The organism is Caballeronia sp. LjRoot31, from assembly GCF_964253885.1.
Classification (GTDB): domain Bacteria; phylum Pseudomonadota; class Gammaproteobacteria; order Burkholderiales; family Burkholderiaceae; genus Caballeronia.
The window spans coordinates 604,238-619,656 of sequence record NZ_CAXURX020000002.1 but is presented as its reverse complement, the minus strand read 5'-3'; the positions used below and the strand labels follow the sequence as shown (position 1 = coordinate 619,656).

General features: G+C 59.6%; 13 protein-coding genes. 5 read left to right on the top strand and 8 right to left on the bottom strand.

What is annotated here, in order from left to right; genetic code table 11:
• The first annotated feature begins 105 nt into the window (after positions 1 to 105).
• Entirely contained in the window at positions 106 to 1,071 is a 966-nt protein-coding gene (locus tag ACSQ8V_RS21170) for a glycosyltransferase family 2 protein (RefSeq protein ID WP_436207037.1), read from the top strand.
• Between the two features lie 317 nt (positions 1,072 to 1,388).
• Complete coding sequence (locus ACSQ8V_RS21165; RefSeq protein WP_436207036.1) at positions 1,389 to 4,274, top strand: patatin-like phospholipase family protein; 2,886 nt, start codon at positions 1,389 to 1,391, stop codon at positions 4,272 to 4,274.
• Between the two features lie 71 nt (positions 4,275 to 4,345).
• On the opposite strand, the gene ACSQ8V_RS21160 is transcribed toward ACSQ8V_RS21165, so the two are convergent.
• A complete protein-coding gene (locus tag ACSQ8V_RS21160; protein WP_436207980.1) occupies positions 4,346 to 5,569 on the bottom strand; it encodes an acyl-CoA dehydrogenase family protein in 1,224 nt (407 codons plus the stop codon).
• A gap of 339 nt (positions 5,570 to 5,908) precedes the next feature.
• Here ACSQ8V_RS21160 and ACSQ8V_RS21155 point away from each other — a divergent pair, with 339 nt between their 5' ends.
• A complete protein-coding gene (locus tag ACSQ8V_RS21155; protein WP_436207035.1) occupies positions 5,909 to 7,087 on the top strand; it encodes an acyltransferase family protein in 1,179 nt (392 codons plus the stop codon).
• Between the two features lie 886 nt (positions 7,088 to 7,973).
• On the opposite strand, the gene ACSQ8V_RS21150 is transcribed toward ACSQ8V_RS21155, so the two are convergent.
• The 6 genes from ACSQ8V_RS21150 to ACSQ8V_RS21125 form a co-directional block, all read right to left on the bottom strand.
• Positions 7,974 to 8,288 carry a DUF4148 domain-containing protein gene (locus ACSQ8V_RS21150; protein ID WP_436207034.1) on the bottom strand — a complete coding sequence of 105 codons (315 nt, stop codon included), beginning with the start codon at positions 8,286 to 8,288 and terminating at the stop codon, positions 7,974 to 7,976.
• Between the two features lie 326 nt (positions 8,289 to 8,614).
• On the bottom strand, positions 8,615 to 9,310 hold the full coding sequence (gene hutC / locus ACSQ8V_RS21145; RefSeq protein ID WP_213764475.1) for a histidine utilization repressor: 696 nt from the start codon (positions 9,308 to 9,310) through the stop codon (positions 8,615 to 8,617).
• Positions 9,307 to 10,866, bottom strand: coding sequence for a histidine ammonia-lyase (gene hutH, locus ACSQ8V_RS21140; protein ID WP_436207033.1), 1,560 nt, complete (start codon positions 10,864 to 10,866; stop codon positions 9,307 to 9,309). The genes hutC and hutH overlap by 4 nt, the downstream gene beginning before the upstream one ends.
• Before the next feature lie 121 nt (positions 10,867 to 10,987).
• The gene (locus ACSQ8V_RS21135; protein WP_436207032.1) at positions 10,988 to 11,458 is read right to left on the bottom strand and encodes a GNAT family N-acetyltransferase; all 471 of its coding nucleotides are present in this window, start codon (positions 11,456 to 11,458) and stop codon (positions 10,988 to 10,990) included.
• A gap of 19 nt (positions 11,459 to 11,477) precedes the next feature.
• Positions 11,478 to 11,855 carry a fluoride efflux transporter CrcB gene (gene crcB, locus ACSQ8V_RS21130; protein ID WP_165104547.1) on the bottom strand — a complete coding sequence of 126 codons (378 nt, stop codon included), beginning with the start codon at positions 11,853 to 11,855 and terminating at the stop codon, positions 11,478 to 11,480.
• A 16-nt stretch (positions 11,856 to 11,871) separates the two neighbouring features.
• The gene (locus tag ACSQ8V_RS21125; protein WP_213764473.1) at positions 11,872 to 12,093 is read right to left on the bottom strand and encodes a hypothetical protein; all 222 of its coding nucleotides are present in this window, start codon (positions 12,091 to 12,093) and stop codon (positions 11,872 to 11,874) included.
• Between the two features lie 181 nt (positions 12,094 to 12,274).
• On the opposite strand from ACSQ8V_RS21125, the gene ACSQ8V_RS21120 reads away from it, so the two are divergent.
• Both ACSQ8V_RS21120 and ACSQ8V_RS21115 read left to right on the top strand, forming a co-directional pair.
• Positions 12,275 to 13,612 (top strand): mechanosensitive ion channel family protein, encoded by a 1,338-nt coding sequence (locus tag ACSQ8V_RS21120; RefSeq protein WP_436207031.1) that lies wholly within the window; start codon positions 12,275 to 12,277, stop codon positions 13,610 to 13,612.
• A 168-nt stretch (positions 13,613 to 13,780) separates the two neighbouring features.
• Positions 13,781 to 14,791, top strand: coding sequence for a LysR family transcriptional regulator (locus ACSQ8V_RS21115; RefSeq protein WP_436184910.1), 1,011 nt, complete (start codon positions 13,781 to 13,783; stop codon positions 14,789 to 14,791).
• Positions 14,792 to 14,816: 25 nt separating this feature from the next.
• Here the strand turns inward: ACSQ8V_RS21115 and ACSQ8V_RS21110 are convergent, their stop codons facing one another.
• Positions 14,817 to 15,119, bottom strand: coding sequence for a YciI-like protein (locus ACSQ8V_RS21110; RefSeq protein WP_436207030.1), 303 nt, complete (start codon positions 15,117 to 15,119; stop codon positions 14,817 to 14,819).
• Positions 15,120 to 15,419: the final 300 nt, after the last annotated feature.

Here is a 15,419-nt window from a genome sequence, read left to right as displayed (position 1 = left end):
CCCGTCCTTGCGCAGTCTTTCCATCATCCGACGCCGCTATTGCTGGTTTAGCTTAGCCCGAATGCGCCCGGTCGATCCAATCATTCAGCCCACGGTGAAGACATCATGCGACAGACCAAAATCTCGATTTGCCTGCCAACGTGCAACCGCCCCGAACTGCTGATGGAATCGCTGACCTCGTGTCTTGCGCAAACTCACGCGAGCATTGAAATAGTCATTGGTGATGATTCCAGCGATAACCGCACGCGTAACCTGATCGATACAACGTATTTGCACGAAACGCGTATCTCCTATGTCAAGAATGAACCGTCGCTCGGGCAGGCGGACAATATCGCCAGCCTTTTCGAGCGCGCCACAGGCGATAAAATCCTCCTGATTCACGATGACGATGCCCTCGCTCCCGATTGCATAGAACGTCTGCTGTCCCTCTGGAACCTCTATCCGGATCTGGAAATTGCATTCGGCGATCAATATCAAATGGACGATAACGGCCACGTCGACCTGGAAGCCAGCCGTAAGCTCAATACGGATTACCACCGCACGGAAGCCGTGGTTGGCCTGCAAGCCAATCCCGGACGCACTGGCCTGATCCAGATGATGCCGAACAATGGCTGGCTCGCCAATGCGGATCTGGTCAAGAAAATCAGCTATAGGAAACAATACGGCATCGGCTGCGAATTCGTGTTCGGCGCGCAGATTTGCATTGCAGCCCGGAAGGTGTATTACCTCAAGGAGTACGTGTCGTTTTATAGAAAGACCGACGTATCCATGTCCAAGACCACGGCGCGCTCGACCACCGCCGCGGCTGTATTGGCGTACGACTTTCTTAAGTCGCTGAAGCTCGACAGCAGTCTTGAGCCGGCGCGTGAACTGGCGCTCAAGCGGATCGTGCCAATTGTCGTGTCGGTGTATGCACGCAACCATCAACCCATGCAGGCCCTGAGCATCGCCCTTGCGCATCTGTACGCGTACAACCACGGGCTCAGCAAACGGCTCTACTTCCACCTGATGCTGATCCTCAAGGGATTCGCCAGCACGGGAAGCTACAAAAGCAGCACGCAGAACGGCTAGAACGGTACAGCTTCAACCAAGGTTCAAGCTCCGGCTCGCGGCGGCGAGTCCGGGCTCGAACTTGGCTTGCCTCGCCATCACCCCTCGCTATTCGCTCAATATCGATCGACGTACTGCCGCGTCATCGTGAAACCTTCCCCACGTAAAACACTTTGCAGTACATTCGACAAGCGCCGCAATAACCGCAAACAGTCTGGTTATTGTTCAGACAATTGCGCGCCATGGCAACGGTTTACCTGTCTGCGCCGTACGAACACCGAATACACGTCAAAGCATTAGAGCGTCCGACTCACGAAAGTTTTTCGGGAAAATCCGCCATGCTGAAGCTCATCGCCTGTTTGTTCGGACGCCACCTGCTTGCAAAGCGCCGGGCCTTGCTTGCATCGGCACCCTCTGCCGCTAACGCCGAAAACGATACGTCCTCCACGTTGCCGCAGGACTTCATCGGCATCGAGATTGCGCAAGCGCGGCGTCATCGGCGAGCGGTCGGGCTCGAGTCGCTGTCTGACGTTCCACACTCTCCGCACGATGCCGCCGGCATACCTGGCCTCGCCATCTCCGGCGGCGGTATTCGCAGCGCGGTATTCTCGCTCGGTGTCCTTCAGGCCATGGCGGATCAACAAGTGCTGAAGCACTTCGGTTATGTATCGACGGTATCCGGCGGCAGCTACATCGGCGCGTTCTATGGCAGCCTCTTTGTCCCCGATACGTTGCGCAGCGGCGAAGCGCAAACACCCGCTAGCGAGTTCGAAACGCGCGCACAGAGGGCAGCCGCTACGCTCGCCCCAAAGACAGGCCCGGCCACGCCCGCCTCGGTCACGCCGATTGCGTACCTGCGCGATAACTGTAACTACCTCGTGCCGAACGGTATGAGCGACCTGCTGCAATCCGTTGCGTTCTCGCTGCGCAACTGGTTCGCGTTGCAATACGTCATTGGTGTATCGCTGCTGACCGTCCTGCTGTGGATCAGTCTCGCGAATCAAACGATCTTTCATTTCGCACGCTTCGCCTACCATTGGCATCCGTTGCTCAAATCCGTTCCGGGCCTCCTGGCAATAGGCATTTCCATCCTGCTCATTTCACCTTTGAGCCGCGCATACTGGCTCACGCAAAATCTCGCCCAGGGAACCCACTCGGCCTACAAAGTATTGCCGGCCGCCTCGTTGATCCTGGTGACCTTGATCGCGCTGGTCAGCGTGGAAATCAATCGTCCCGGGACAATTTTTCCGGTGCATTCCACGACTGTCTCATCGTCCTCGATTAATTACTCGTTTGTTGGAATTGGCTCATGGTTCGTTATCCTGACCGAGATTCTTGCCGTCGCTGCATTCGCTATTGCATGGGCCTTCGTGAACCGCAATGCCTCGCCGGGCACGTCGGGCATTGCGTGGCGCGCCGGTCCGAGAGCGAGCCCCGCATCCCGCCTCGATAGCCGCGCGTTCGCGGACCGCTTGCGCAACGCATTGACGAACGCGTACACCACGCCGCTTCGCATCGGCCGGCATCGCTTCTTCTCCGGTCCCGTCCAGGTCATGATCTGGGCTGCCGCCATCGCGGCGATCGATGCTCTCGGTCAAATAGGCTATGCATGCGCACCGGTCCTCTCCGGCCACATGTGCATGCTCTTGGCGTCTAGCGATGCCGCGGCCACCGCCGCCGCCTCTGCCGATACTTCGTCCGTGCCCGCTTCGCTCGGCGTGCTGGCGGGTTCCGGCGCGGCGATCTGGGCGGCGGCCAAGTTCCTTTTGTCGGAGGGCAGCACCGTCAAGGATCAGATCATGAAGGTGCCGAAGATCGTGCTCGCCTCGGTCGCCGCCATACTCGCCGCGTTGATTACGCTGACGTTCTGGTCGATCGCCGCGCGCGCCGCCGACACCGCGTTAAGGCACTATGCGAGCAAGACCGCGCTCCTCGACGGCTTATCAGGCACTTGGCGGGATGCCAATCACGGCGGCCTGCTATTCCTTGGACTTACCTGCTTCGTCATCCTGATACTCGCAGTCGTCGATGGCCTTTGCATCCAGTTTCTCAATCTCTCGACCTACCAGCGCTTCTATAGCACGCGCCTGACGCGCGCGTTTATTGGCGCCACGAACCGCGTCCGGCTCGATCATGCGAACCGCCGCGACGTCACGTCACTCGTCCCCGGCGACAACATTGCGATGGGCCACTATTACCACGGCGAGAGTTGCGCGCCGGTGCATCTGATCAACACGACGATCAACAAGACCATCGACTGGAATTCGTCGCTGGTGCAGCGCGGCGCGCGCGGCATGATCATGAGCATCGGGCCAGCCGGCATGACCGTGGGCGCAAAACTAGGCGTGTTGAAATGCGAATGGGACCACGCGAACGACATCTCCACGCGCGCTACGCACATCCTGTCCGGCCACCCGACGCCGGACATCTGGCTCGAGTCGCTGACGCTGGGCGACTGGATCGCGATCTCGGGCGCGGCGGTGAGCACCGGACTTGGACAAATGACGCGTCCGGGTTATTCGCTGCTGCTGGGCATTGCCAACATTCGCCTTGGTTACTGGTGGGACACGTACTCTGCGCCGTTTCGCCACGGCACGAAAAGCAGCCCGCGCGCACGTGTACCGCTTCCGGACGACAAGGACCCAAAGCGTATTTTTCGCGAGAAGGTATTCGGCACGCAGTTCTGCCTGACCAGCGAACTGCTCGGGCAGTTCGACGGGCCGCGAGGCCGGCGCTGGTATCTGACCGACGGCGGCCATTTCGAGAACACCGGCGCATACGAATTGCTGCGCCGCCAGTTGGCGTTCATTGTCATCTTCGACAACGGGTGCGATCCGGATTATGTGTTCGACGACCTGGCCAACCTGATGCGGCGTGTTCGCGTCGACTTCGGCATCGAAATTTTCGAGTCATCGTGCAAGATCTCTTCGCCCGACGGCCTGCGGCTGAACACGAGCCTGATTGCCAAATCGTTTGATGCTTTTGCAAAAGGTCCCGACTATCTCGCGATTCGCCTGATGGTTGCGTTTCCGGACGGGCGCACCGGTCAGATCGTCGCGATCAAACCCCGCCTGACCGCGGCCGCCCCTCACGACGTACGTCAATATAAGAACACCAGTCCCGACTTCCCGCATGAAACAACCGCTGACCAGTTCTTCGACGATGTCCAGTGGGAGTCGCATCGCGCGCTCGGCTATTCGCAGGCGCGCGCGTTGTTCGGCTGATCTGGCGCGGGCATGGACACCCTGCTTGGGCGGCGGCAGACTCATGGCGATTTCAGCGCATGTTAGTTTCCTTAAGTCCTGTTAAGCGTCCTGTTAAGCCCTGAAAGGGTGTCGCGTTTGATCTTCTTGGCGATCGACCATTTGTGTACTTCCGTGGGGCCATCGTAGATACGAAACGCGCGAATCTCACGGAACACTTGCTCGACTACCGTGTCTCGCGACACGCCGGTGCCGCCCATGACCTGCACGCAGCGGTCGGCCACGCGGAACAGCGCGTCGGCCACGGCGACCTTTGCCATCGAACTTTCGGATGTGCCTAGCGAGCCGCCATCGAGTACCGCCGCGCACCAGTCGATCATCAGTTCCGCCTGCTGCAAATCGATCACGTTCTCCGCGAGCATGAACCCCACGCCTTCGTGATCGATCAGCAACTTGCCGAATGCGCGGCGCGTGCAGGCGTAGTGTGTCGCGATCTCATGCGCGCGCGTGGTCGCGCCATGCCAGCGCATGCAATGCGACAGCCGCGCGGGCGACAGCCTGATCTGCGCATATTTAAAGCCTTCGTGCACTTCACCCAGCACCTGACTCTCGGGCACGCGCAACCCGTTGATACGGACCACCGCGTGGCCGCCGGGCATTGAACTGTCGATGGTGTCGAGAATTCGCTCAAGGTGAACGGCGGGATGCGGCAAGTCGACAAGAAACATGGTCGCCCTGACCTTGCCGTCCTTCTGGTCTCCGTCTTCGCCCGTGTTGCTGCGCGCCATCACAATGCCGACCGATGCCCCTTCGGCACCGGTAATGAAGGCCTTCGTACCGTCGATAACCCAGTGCTCGCCGTCGTGTCTGGCCGTGGTCTGAAGCATGGAGGGATCGGAGCCCGCGCCGCCATCGGATGCGGGTTCCGTCATGAAGAAAGCGGAGCGTGCATCGCCCGCTACAAGCGGCGCGAGAAACCGTTCTTTCTGCGCCGCAGTGCCGATCTTGCCGATCAGGTACATGTTGCCTTCGTCCGGCGCGGCGGTATTCACCGCGACCGGGCCAAGCGGCGACAAGCCTGAGCGTTTCAGGACGGTTGCGGTTTCGAGCTGCGTGAGATGATCGCCTCCGGCGAGGATATGCGGCGTGAGAACGCCCGCAGCGCGCGCCTTGCCGCGCAGTTCGCGCACCAGTTCCTCGCTCGGGCCGTGACTGCCGCAACGCGGATCGCGTTCGTATGGAACCACTACCGTGCGCACGAACTCTTCCACACGCTTGGCTATTTCGCTCGCACGCTCTGTCTGTACAACATCCATGCTGCTCATTGCAGGGTCTCCTTTTTAGCGCCACACGTGACGCCATCTTCGGGTTGATCGGTCAAACTGCGCCGACGCCGGGACGTTGCCTGTCGCCATCGTGATGGCGATGCGCCGGACCGGCGAGTAATGCAGCGGTCACGCTGCAATCGAGTTATCCGAGGACAATCATAGCCCTGTTCGAGTGCTCGTTCGCCCGGCACCATGATGGCGTTGAATGCCGCCAAAGTTACGCAGTGGTCCGCCAATTTCGCTGTGTGAGCGTTCCCGGACATTGATCCCGCCCGCACGGTGATAACCTGCCGAAGTGCTAAAACAGCGGGGAAACGGGAGAACACTTTGCATGCGCCGATAAACCAGTCTGGCGGTTCTCTACCTGCGCTGACCAGCGTCCGTTTTCTTGCGGCAATCACGGTAGTTGTTTCGCATTACTCAGAACTTGGTCTGCTCCCTCTCCCGTCGCAGATCTTCGATTTCGTCGATGGTGGTCGTCCCGCCGTTTCCCTGTTCTTCGTGCTGTCCGGATTTATCCTCACCTTTACCTACCGCGACCAGCTGCCGGTGAAGGGCCCGCGGCCCTTCTATCAGGCGCGGTTTGCACGTATCTATCCAGGCATATTGCTTGGCCTGGCGTTGTGCGTGCCGACCACGCTGTACCTGCTGAACGGCAACGATCCGACCTTGCTCACGCGGTGGTATGCGCTGAAGAATCACGTGTACCTGTCGCTCGGCGTGAGTCTCGCGTGCCAGTTGTTGTTGCTGAATGCGTGGTTCCCGTTTGCTGCGGTCAACCAGCCCTGGAACGGACCATCCGACAGCGTTTCATGCGAAGCGTTTTTCTATCTGATGTTTCCGCTCATGCTGCGAAAAATGATGTCCATGCGTTTGGCCTGGCTGACATTCGCTTGCATCGGCTTCTTCCTGATGCAGGGGCTCTGGATCGTGTTCCTGCAAACTTTCCTGCCGCTATCGCGCAGCGGCTTTCTTGTCGTTGGCCTGCCGCTGACGCGCCTGTTCGAATTCGTCGTTGGCATCTACGCCGCCATTCTGTTTCACCAGTTGCGCGAACAAGGCGTGAGCCGGCACGCATTGGGCATCAAGCTCGTCGGCATCGCGTTGATCGCGCTAACGGTTCTTGGGCTCTGGCGGCCGGTTTCTCCTGCGTTCTATCTCGCCTCGCCGTGGTTCGCCGCGTTGATCCTGGGGCTCGCGCTACTTGAGCGGCCGGTGATCAATGTCTTGAACCGGCGGGCATTTATCAAGCTGGGTGAGGCAAGTTATTCGCTGTATCTGATTCACGTGCCGATTGCCTATCTCGCGTACATAGCGGGTTTCAGGCAATCGAATGGCTGGATCGCGATGGTGTTCGCCGTCGTTGCGAGCCTGCTGATCTTCAGGTTTTACGAAGAGCCCCTTCGCAAGCGCATCCGGGCGCGATTCTCGGCCATTTCGAGGCCGGTCGTTAACAGGGATCGCCTCAGTGCTGCGTTTGCCGCGCCGACTTCCAAAGAAAATTAAGCGCGGTCGCACGTGGGGTGGCCGGTCATTGAACCGCGGCCACTTTTCCTTAGAGGTTGTTACGAAATTGGTTTTCGTTCGCACTGGGGGGTGGATGGGGTCTGCTGGCGCTCGGTGGTCAGGGGTCGATGCTGGGTTGGTCGGTTTTGGGGTTAGTGGTCGGGGTTGATGCCGGGTTGCTGCTTTCAGTGTTAGTGGTCTGCATGAGTCGGATTTTCTCTTTATCACTATTAGCCACTAACCAGCGAAGAACCACAACCGTAAATACCCGTAAGGCCGTGCGGGTTCATTGGCAATGGTGCTTGCCCGAGAGCGTACGGGGCGAAGCGTGTTCGTGTCAGGATTCGCGAGAAGGAGGGGTTCAAACATCCTTCGCTCTGGCGAGCACTGTGCTTTTGGGGCACCTATGAATGAAAACTGCACGCTGTGGACACTTAGGGTAACGTGTTTTAAAAGCGCTTTGCTTCGTTTCTTTGTCGCTTTGGACAAAGAAATGACGTGCCGCCACGCACAGTGGCTAATAGTGATAAAGAGAAAATCCGACTCTCGCAGACCACTAACGCCGAAAGCACCAACCCGGCATTGACTCCGACCACTACACCCAGAACCGACCACCCCAGCATCGACCCCGACCGACCGCCCCCCCCGGAAACCACCACCCCGGCATACCCCCCCACCGCGACTCCAAGCCCGCCAAAAACCCCAAACCCGTCCACCGGCGCGAGCGAAAAAAAACTCGCCCTCCGCTTAAACACGAATGGCGAGTTTTTCATTTGGAACAACACCCAAAAAGGGCGATTAACACCCAATCGAGTCTTGCACCGGACCTGATCCAGCCAAGTCCACTTCAAATCTTCACAACGTCGAATTAGCAACCGAAGGGCGCTTAATCGGCACCGTTTTGCGCCGCTGCAGCCGAGCTACGCACGCCCGTTGCCGAGGTGCCGCTGCTCGAAGGACCATACGCCGTCGCTGCCTGAGCGTTTTGTGCAGTCACACGAGCCTCAGCGGCCTGGATGTTCGCCGGGTAGTCTACGTCGTCGCCAGCGGGGTTGTACCCAGCCTTTTCCAGTCGAACCAGTTGCGCCTTGACTTCAGCACGCGTCAACGGACCGTTGTTGTCAGTGCTTTGCGCAAATGCGAACGTCGGAGCTGCCAATGCCGACACGATAACCACAGCGGGAATAAGTGACTTGAACATGGGAAAACCTCCAGTATTTTGTATGTGGTCTCGAAACAATCTCAGAGGGATATAAGCCTTTTTCTGAATTTGTTTCGGATGTAAGAAGTCTATGCTTCGATACTCTGAGGGAAAACCCTTATTTATGCGAAACATCATTGTTGAGATCGCAACAATCGAATGAAAATGGCCAGGCAAGCGGAATTGGAGGAGGTGCTTCGGGATTTATTGCCAAAAAAGACGGAGAACGCGTCTAAATTTGAAGAATAATCCAAGCACGGCGAACTATATTGCGGTTTCCACAATAATTCCGCCAAACCCGGAATGGGCCCGGCGTGGATACAGGCCTAGAAATGGCCCGTGAATTGATATCGATCGCCGGGATGCCAGAGGTTCACCACTGACGCCACCGCGTCGCGCGACCACGTCCGCCGATGCAGCATGAGACACGGCTCACCCGCTTTCATGGAGAGCGCGAGGCCCGTGCTTTCATCGGGAAGCGCTGCTTCAATCCTGTATTCAACGCGCTGCAAAGGCGCAGCGACCATCAGGTATTGATTCGGCGTGATCCTGGTGAAATCCTGGCGCGCATATTCCGGCGCAAGCGCGGGATTGACCCAGCGCTCTTCCAACTGGATCGGCAAGTCGTTTTCGAAGTGCAGCACCCGCGAATGAAACACCGGACTGCCCTCGGTGAGTTGCATTTCCAGCGCGAGGCGTTCGTCCAGTACGGATGCGCCCAAGTGCATCACTTCTGCCCGATGCACATGACCGCGTCCGGTGATTTCGTCGGAGATACTGCGGATTTCCACGAGCGTCGATGCGTATTTCGGCTGCGCCACGAACGTGCCCGCGCCCTGCACGCGTGTCAGGATCTGCTCGGCGGTCAGTTCGCGCAACGCGCGATTGACCGTCATGCGCGCTACCTTGAACTCACGCGCCAGTTCGTTTTCGGAAGGCACCTGATCGCCTTCCTTCCACTCCCCGGCATGAATGCGCGTGAGAATGTGATCCTTGATTTCCTGATACGCGGGCGTGCTCATGCTGGGCGTGTGGCGTCCGGTTGAACATGGGATTGAACTTCCGAAACAAACGAAAGCGGGCAATGTTTCGCGATTTCACCGCTGACCACCTGCTTCGCGATCGCCGCGATATCCGGTGCGAAATAATGATCGAGATCGTAATGCGCGACTTCCGAGCGCAGCGTCTTCATCACGTCGGCGAGTCGCGGACTGGTTTGATGCGGCGCGCGCAGGTCCACGCCTTGCGCCGCCGCCAGCAACTCGATCGCGAGAATATGCGCGACGTTCTCCGCAATATATCCAAGCTTGCGGGCGGCAAACGTCGCCATGGAAACGTGATCTTCCTGATTCGCCGATGTCGGCAATGAGTCAACCGATGCCGGATGCGCGTAGGTCTTGTTCTCCGACGCCAGCGCCGCCGCCGTCACATGCGCGATCATGAAGCCCGAATTCACGCCGCCATCGCGCACGAGAAATGGTGGCAAACCGGAGAGCGTCGCATCGATCAGCAACGCGATCCGGCGCTCCGCTAATGCACCGATTTCCGCAGCGGCAATGGCGAGGTTATCGGCAGCGAACGCAACGGGTTCCGCGTGGAAATTTCCTCCCGACAGCACTTCGCCGGTGTCCGGGAAGATCAGCGGATTGTCCGAGACAGCATTCGCTTCGATCAGCAATACATTGGCTGCATGACGCATCTGGTCGAGGCACGCGCCCATGACTTGAGGCTGGCAACGCAGGCTGTATGGGTCCTGCACCTTGTCGCAATCCTGATGCGACAAGTTGATCGCGGAGCCTTCCAGCAACGTGCGATAAGCAGCAGCGGCATCGATCTGTCCGGCGTGACCGCGCAGCGTGTGAATGCGGGCATCGAAGGGAACGACGGAACCCATCGCGGCGTCCACCGACAGCGCGCCCGATACCAGCCCCGTGCGATACAGGTCTTCGATCGCGAACATGTTGTACAACGCGAGCGCCGTGGAAGCCTGCGTGCCGTTAAGCAGCGCAAGCCCTTCCTTAGCCTGCAACGTCAGCGGTTCGAGACCGGCCACGCGCAACCCGTCCAGCGCACTCGCGCGCTCGCCACGGATGGTGACTTCGCCGATACCGAGCAACGCCGTCGACATATGCGCAAGCGGCGCCAGATCACCCGATGCGCCAACCGACCCCTTGACCGGGATGACTGGCAGGACATCGGCGTTGAAAAGGGTGATCAGCGCGTTGATCACCTCGCGGCGGATGCCCGAATGCCCGCGTCCCAGGCTCGACACCTTCAACGCGATCAGCAGCCGCACGACCGGGCGCGACATGGGTTCGCCCACGCCCACCGCGTGCGACAACACCAGATTGCGCTGCAACAGTTCGAGCTGATCCGCGGGAATGTGGGTGCTCGCCAGACGGCCGAAACCCGTGTTGATGCCGTAGGCCGGCTCGCCCTTGGCGGCGATGTCGGCAACGGTTTGCGCGGACGCGTCGATGGCGGCGAAGCTGGCCGGATCGAGGGTTAAGGCGTCAGAGCCGCGGGCGATCTGGCGCAAGTGCGCCAGCGTGAGGTGGCCGGGAGTCAATTCGATCATCGCAAGTCCTGTCTATACAAGTTGCGGCCCAGTCTAAACAAATAAATCCCCCAAAACAAGGCCTGAAAACACCTAATTGGCGTTTTCAGGGATCCGTCCGGTTATTTTTCCGGTCGGTTGTCTATACAGCGAAAAGTTGCTTTTCCATCCGGAAGTTCGTCAACCACTGGCCGCGCAGCGCCACATCTTGCGAGCGGATGACCTGAAAACCGTGCCTTTCGAAGAACGGCCGCGCGGTAATGCTGGCGTCGGTATCGAGGATCGCGAGCCGTTGCACACGCGCCGCGTTTTCCACCGCATCAAGCAGCGCGCTAGCCACGCCTCTACGCTGGCTGGCCGGATCAACGAACAACATGTCGATGTGTCCGCTGCTTTCCAGATCGATGAAACCTGCAATGACACCGTCGATCAACCCAACCCACGTAGGCCGGTCAAGCCGGCGACGCGACCACACATCGCGGTCCACCTGCGCCCACGCCGCGATCTGCCCGGCATCGTAATCACGAGACGCCACTCCCCGCACCGAGCGCAGAAACACACTGATAACCGCGTCCAGATCGGCGGCTTCATAACGCCGGATGACAGGTTGCATCGATGAATGCACGGGTTCTTTAGCGCGTCAGCGAGACCGTCGCGATACCCAAAATGGTCATCACGACCGACGCCGTCACGTGAATCGCGATCTCGCCCGCCGCCCAGCCGTAGCGTCCTTGCTGCAGATGCGCGACGACTTCGGCCGAGAACGTCGAGAAGGTGGACAGGCCGCCCATCAAGCCGGTAATGACGAATAGCCGCCATTCCATCGATACCCCGGGGAAACGCGCGAACCACGCCACCGCCACGCCAATCACATAGCCTGCGATGACGTTCGCCGCGAGCGTCCCAAGCGGCAGATTGGGGAACAACGCGTTCAGGCGCAGGCCGAGGACCCATCGAAACAGGGAACCGAGCGCGCCGCCAATACCTACAGCCAGAATCGACAGATACATGAGCGAAGGCAGAAGATCAGAGAGGAATGAGCGTTAGACGCTCGATGAGCTGCTCACGGCTCGCCGCGACGACCATCTCGCCGGACCTTGTAAGCCGCGCAATCCACGTGCCGTCGCGCCGCTGTTCCCAGCCTCCGCATTCATGGCCGTCCAGCAGCAGGGAGCCGCGTTTGACCAGTTGAGGATCGGCGGGATCGAGAACGGTGTCGTCGTTATGTTCCAGCTTGACGGTTCGCATGGGCGTTGCGCTCGCGCGTGGGAATGCATAAAGGCGTAATCATAATGGAGTGCGTGACGAACCCTATACAGAATGCGAGAAAGCGTGAAAGCCTGAGAATGCAAAGCCGCCTTTCATGCACAATACGGGTCGCTTCGTTTGTTGTAGTCGAGTTCGCCTTTTCATGTTTCACCCGGCCCGCATGATTTTGAATTTGGACAATCTGATAGACACTGTTGCAGATACCGTGCAACAGCACTACCCCACCCACCACTGGGCGCAATTCGCGCTCGGCCTGCTGATGCTCGTTCTGGCGGCGCTGTTCGCGCAGTGGGTCGTCGCGCGCATCGTGCTGTATTTCGCGCACCGCCTGCTCGTGCTGACCGAACGCGAAGCGTGGGACAAGGCCCTCGCCCGGCATCGCGCGTATCACCAGCTTTGGTACGCCGTGCCGTTCGCGGCGGTGGCGATCGGTATCGGCGATGTGCCGCACATCGGTCACGCGGCGGACGTGATCGAGCGGCTCGCGCATGCGGGCGCATGGATCTGCGTCTTCTTCGCGATGGGCGGCGCGCTCAGCGCATGGCAGGACGTCTACGCCGCCAGCATGCAGGCGCAGACACGCTCGATCAAAGGCTACATCCAGATCGGCAAGCTCGCGCTCGCGTTGATATGCGGCGTGCTGGTGCTGTCCATTGTGATCGACCGCTCGCCGCTCTGGATGCTGTCCGGGCTCGGCGCATTGTCCGCCGTCCTGCTGCTCGTGTTCAAGGACACGTTGTTGTCGCTGGTGGCAAGCACGCAGCTCACATCGAATGACATGTTGCGCATAGGCGACTGGATCGAGATGCCGCAATCCAACGCCGATGGCTTCGTTAAAGACATCGCGCTGCATACCGTGAAGGTGCAGAACTGGGACAACACGGTGACTACCGTGCCCACCTACAAGCTGTTCTCGGAGAGTTATAGAAACTATCGGCAAATGTTCGAATCGGGCGGGCGGCGCATCAAGCGCACGTTGAGAATAGATGCCACCTGTGTGCGTTTTCTCACCGATGAAGAAACCGCGCGCCTCAAGCAATTCCGCTTGCTGCACGATTATCTGGAAGAAAAGCAGATCGAAGTCGACCAGGCCAACAAGAATCTCGGCGCGCTCGCCAGCGAGCCGGCCAACCGGCGGCGGCTGACGAATATCGGCACCTTCCGCGCGTATGGGCTCGCGTATCTGCAACGGCATCCGGAGATCAGACAGGACATGTCGATGATGGTGCGGATGATGGAACCGCAATCGGAAGGCATTCCCGTCGAGGTGTATTGTTTCACCGCCGTCACCGCATGGACACAATACGAGCGCATCCAGGGCGACGTGTTCGACCACCTGCTGTCCATCCTGCCGGAGATGGGCCTGCGGCTCTATCAAGCGCCGTCCGGTGCCGACATGAGCGGACTGGTGAGCGGGCGGATCGGCGGCGCAAGCAGCTCAAACACCATTGGCAGCGCGGAAAGCGGCCGTTTGCGCGGCGAATTGCCCACGCTCTAGCTGGAGAAGCAGGCAAGAATCTGCGACTTTTATGTATTCACGCGAACCTTCCTGATGCCTAAAGTGTGAACCTTGCCGGCATTCCTTCTGCATCACCCGAAGGTGCCCGCCGGTCATCGCATTTATCGCTTCTACAGGAAAACTCCCGTGACCGATCGCGTTCATGCCATGCGTGTTTTCATCCGCGTCGTCGATACCAACAGCTTCTCGCGCGCCGCCGAATCTCTCGGCATGCCGCGTGCAAGCGTATCGACGACCATTCAACAACTCGAGGCGCTGCTCGGCGTGCAACTGCTCGCACGCACGACGCGGCGCCTCAATCTCACGGCCGAAGGGGCCGAGTGTTACGAGCGCTGCGTGCGCATTCTTGCGGATATCGACGACCTGGAAGCAGGCTTTCATGGCCGCGACGAGCGTCTTCGCGGGCGTCTGCGCATCGAGTTGCCCGATACGGTCGCTACCGCCTTGGTCGTACCCGCGCTGCCCGATTTCCACGCGCGTTATCCGCATATCGAGTTGTCGATCGGCATTTGCAATCGCGCCGTCGATCTGGTCGGCGAAGGCGTGGATTGCAGCGTGCAACTCGGCGAACTGCCCGATTCCGGGCTGATCGCACGACGGCTCGGCAGCTTCGAGCACGTAACGTGCGCCACGCCCGCGTATCTGGAGGCGCACGGCACGCCCAAGACACTCGATGAACTCGCGCAGCACGTCGCGGTGAACTGCGTGTCGGCTCGTACCGGCCGGCCGTGTGATTTCGACTTCGAAGTGGATGGCGAAGCAGTGGCTGTGAAAATGGCGGGGTTTGTACAAGTCACCGACGAACACGCGTATCTCGCGTGCGGCCTGCAAGGACTTGGGCTGATCCAGCCGCCGCGCATTGCCGCTTTGCCGTACCTGCGTTCCGGGGAACTGCGCGAGGTGCTGCCGCAATGGAAATCGATGCCGATGAATGTGTCGGTCGCATTCGTCAAGAGCCGGCAAGCCGCGCCGAGGGTCAGCGCGTTCGTGGACTGGCTGGCGGAATTGTTCGAGCGCTCGCAGGAAATGGACGATACGCTCACGCGCCTGTTCAGCACGGCTCGCCGCCCGGTTTCCTCTGCCGCGAAGGCGACGGCATCAAGAGCTGCTACCGCCCGCGATGAGGACGCGCACGAGGAAACCACCAGCGAGTCATGACCCTACGTGACGCCGCCATGAACGCTCACGCCGGCCTGACCGGCTGAGTGGCCCCCTCGCCCGCCACCGTATTCCACTTGCGTACCTCCCAGCGCGTGACCAACCCTTCGGTCACGTACGGATCGGCCCGCGCGAACGCCTCCGGCACGGTGGACGAATCCGCCTCGAACAGCAGTATCGCCCGGTCGATGGGCGCCTCCAGCGCCCCGCCCAGCAATAATTCTCCGCGTTCCGCCGATGCCCAGGCCGCCGCCAGATGGCGGTCACGAAGCGCCGCCCGGCGTTCGAGATAATCGGTGCTCAGTTCGTACATCAATAGAAAGTGCATGGCTTTATCTCCGTTGTAGGCGAAGCTGTGCGCGTCGCAATCGAATCATCGTGCCACATTGTAATAAGCGCATATATGACATGCGTGTAAGGCTTGCATGTAAGACTTGGTAGGCACGCCAAAACTGTATGCCGGAGTCCGTGTGTGCGATCATGGCGGCACTTTCGACTTTTACCTTGGCGCAGGTTCGCGAATTACCCGCAACGCTCAAGATTCCTGCAGCGTCGGACGCTCTCCGGAACATGCCTGTTCCGCGGCTTTTTCGCCTCTTGGTTCCCCGGCTGAAGGGTTAATCACTCT

Coding starts and splice junctions, on each gene's coding strand:
- ACSQ8V_RS21170 (WP_436207037.1), top strand. CDS start 106: ATGCGACAGACCAAAATCTCGATTTGCCTGCCAACGTGCAACCGCCCC.
- ACSQ8V_RS21135 (WP_436207032.1), bottom strand. CDS start 11,458: ATGCAACCTGTCATCCGGCGTTATGAAGCCGCCGATCTGGACGCGGTT.
- ACSQ8V_RS21165 (WP_436207036.1), top strand. CDS start 1,389: ATGCTGAAGCTCATCGCCTGTTTGTTCGGACGCCACCTGCTTGCAAAG.
- ACSQ8V_RS21115 (WP_436184910.1), top strand. CDS start 13,781: ATGCGTGTTTTCATCCGCGTCGTCGATACCAACAGCTTCTCGCGCGCC.
- ACSQ8V_RS21160 (WP_436207980.1), bottom strand. CDS start 5,569: ATGGATGTTGTACAGACAGAGCGTGCGAGCGAAATAGCCAAGCGTGTG.
- ACSQ8V_RS21110 (WP_436207030.1), bottom strand. CDS start 15,119: ATGCACTTTCTATTGATGTACGAACTGAGCACCGATTATCTCGAACGC.
- ACSQ8V_RS21150 (WP_436207034.1), bottom strand. CDS start 8,288: ATGTTCAAGTCACTTATTCCCGCTGTGGTTATCGTGTCGGCATTGGCA.
- ACSQ8V_RS21120 (WP_436207031.1), top strand. CDS start 12,275: ATGATTTTGAATTTGGACAATCTGATAGACACTGTTGCAGATACCGTG.
- hutC (WP_213764475.1), bottom strand. CDS start 9,310: ATGAGCACGCCCGCGTATCAGGAAATCAAGGATCACATTCTCACGCGC.
- crcB (WP_165104547.1), bottom strand. CDS start 11,855: ATGTATCTGTCGATTCTGGCTGTAGGTATTGGCGGCGCGCTCGGTTCC.
- ACSQ8V_RS21125 (WP_213764473.1), bottom strand. CDS start 12,093: ATGCGAACCGTCAAGCTGGAACATAACGACGACACCGTTCTCGATCCC.
- hutH (WP_436207033.1), bottom strand. CDS start 10,866: ATGATCGAATTGACTCCCGGCCACCTCACGCTGGCGCACTTGCGCCAG.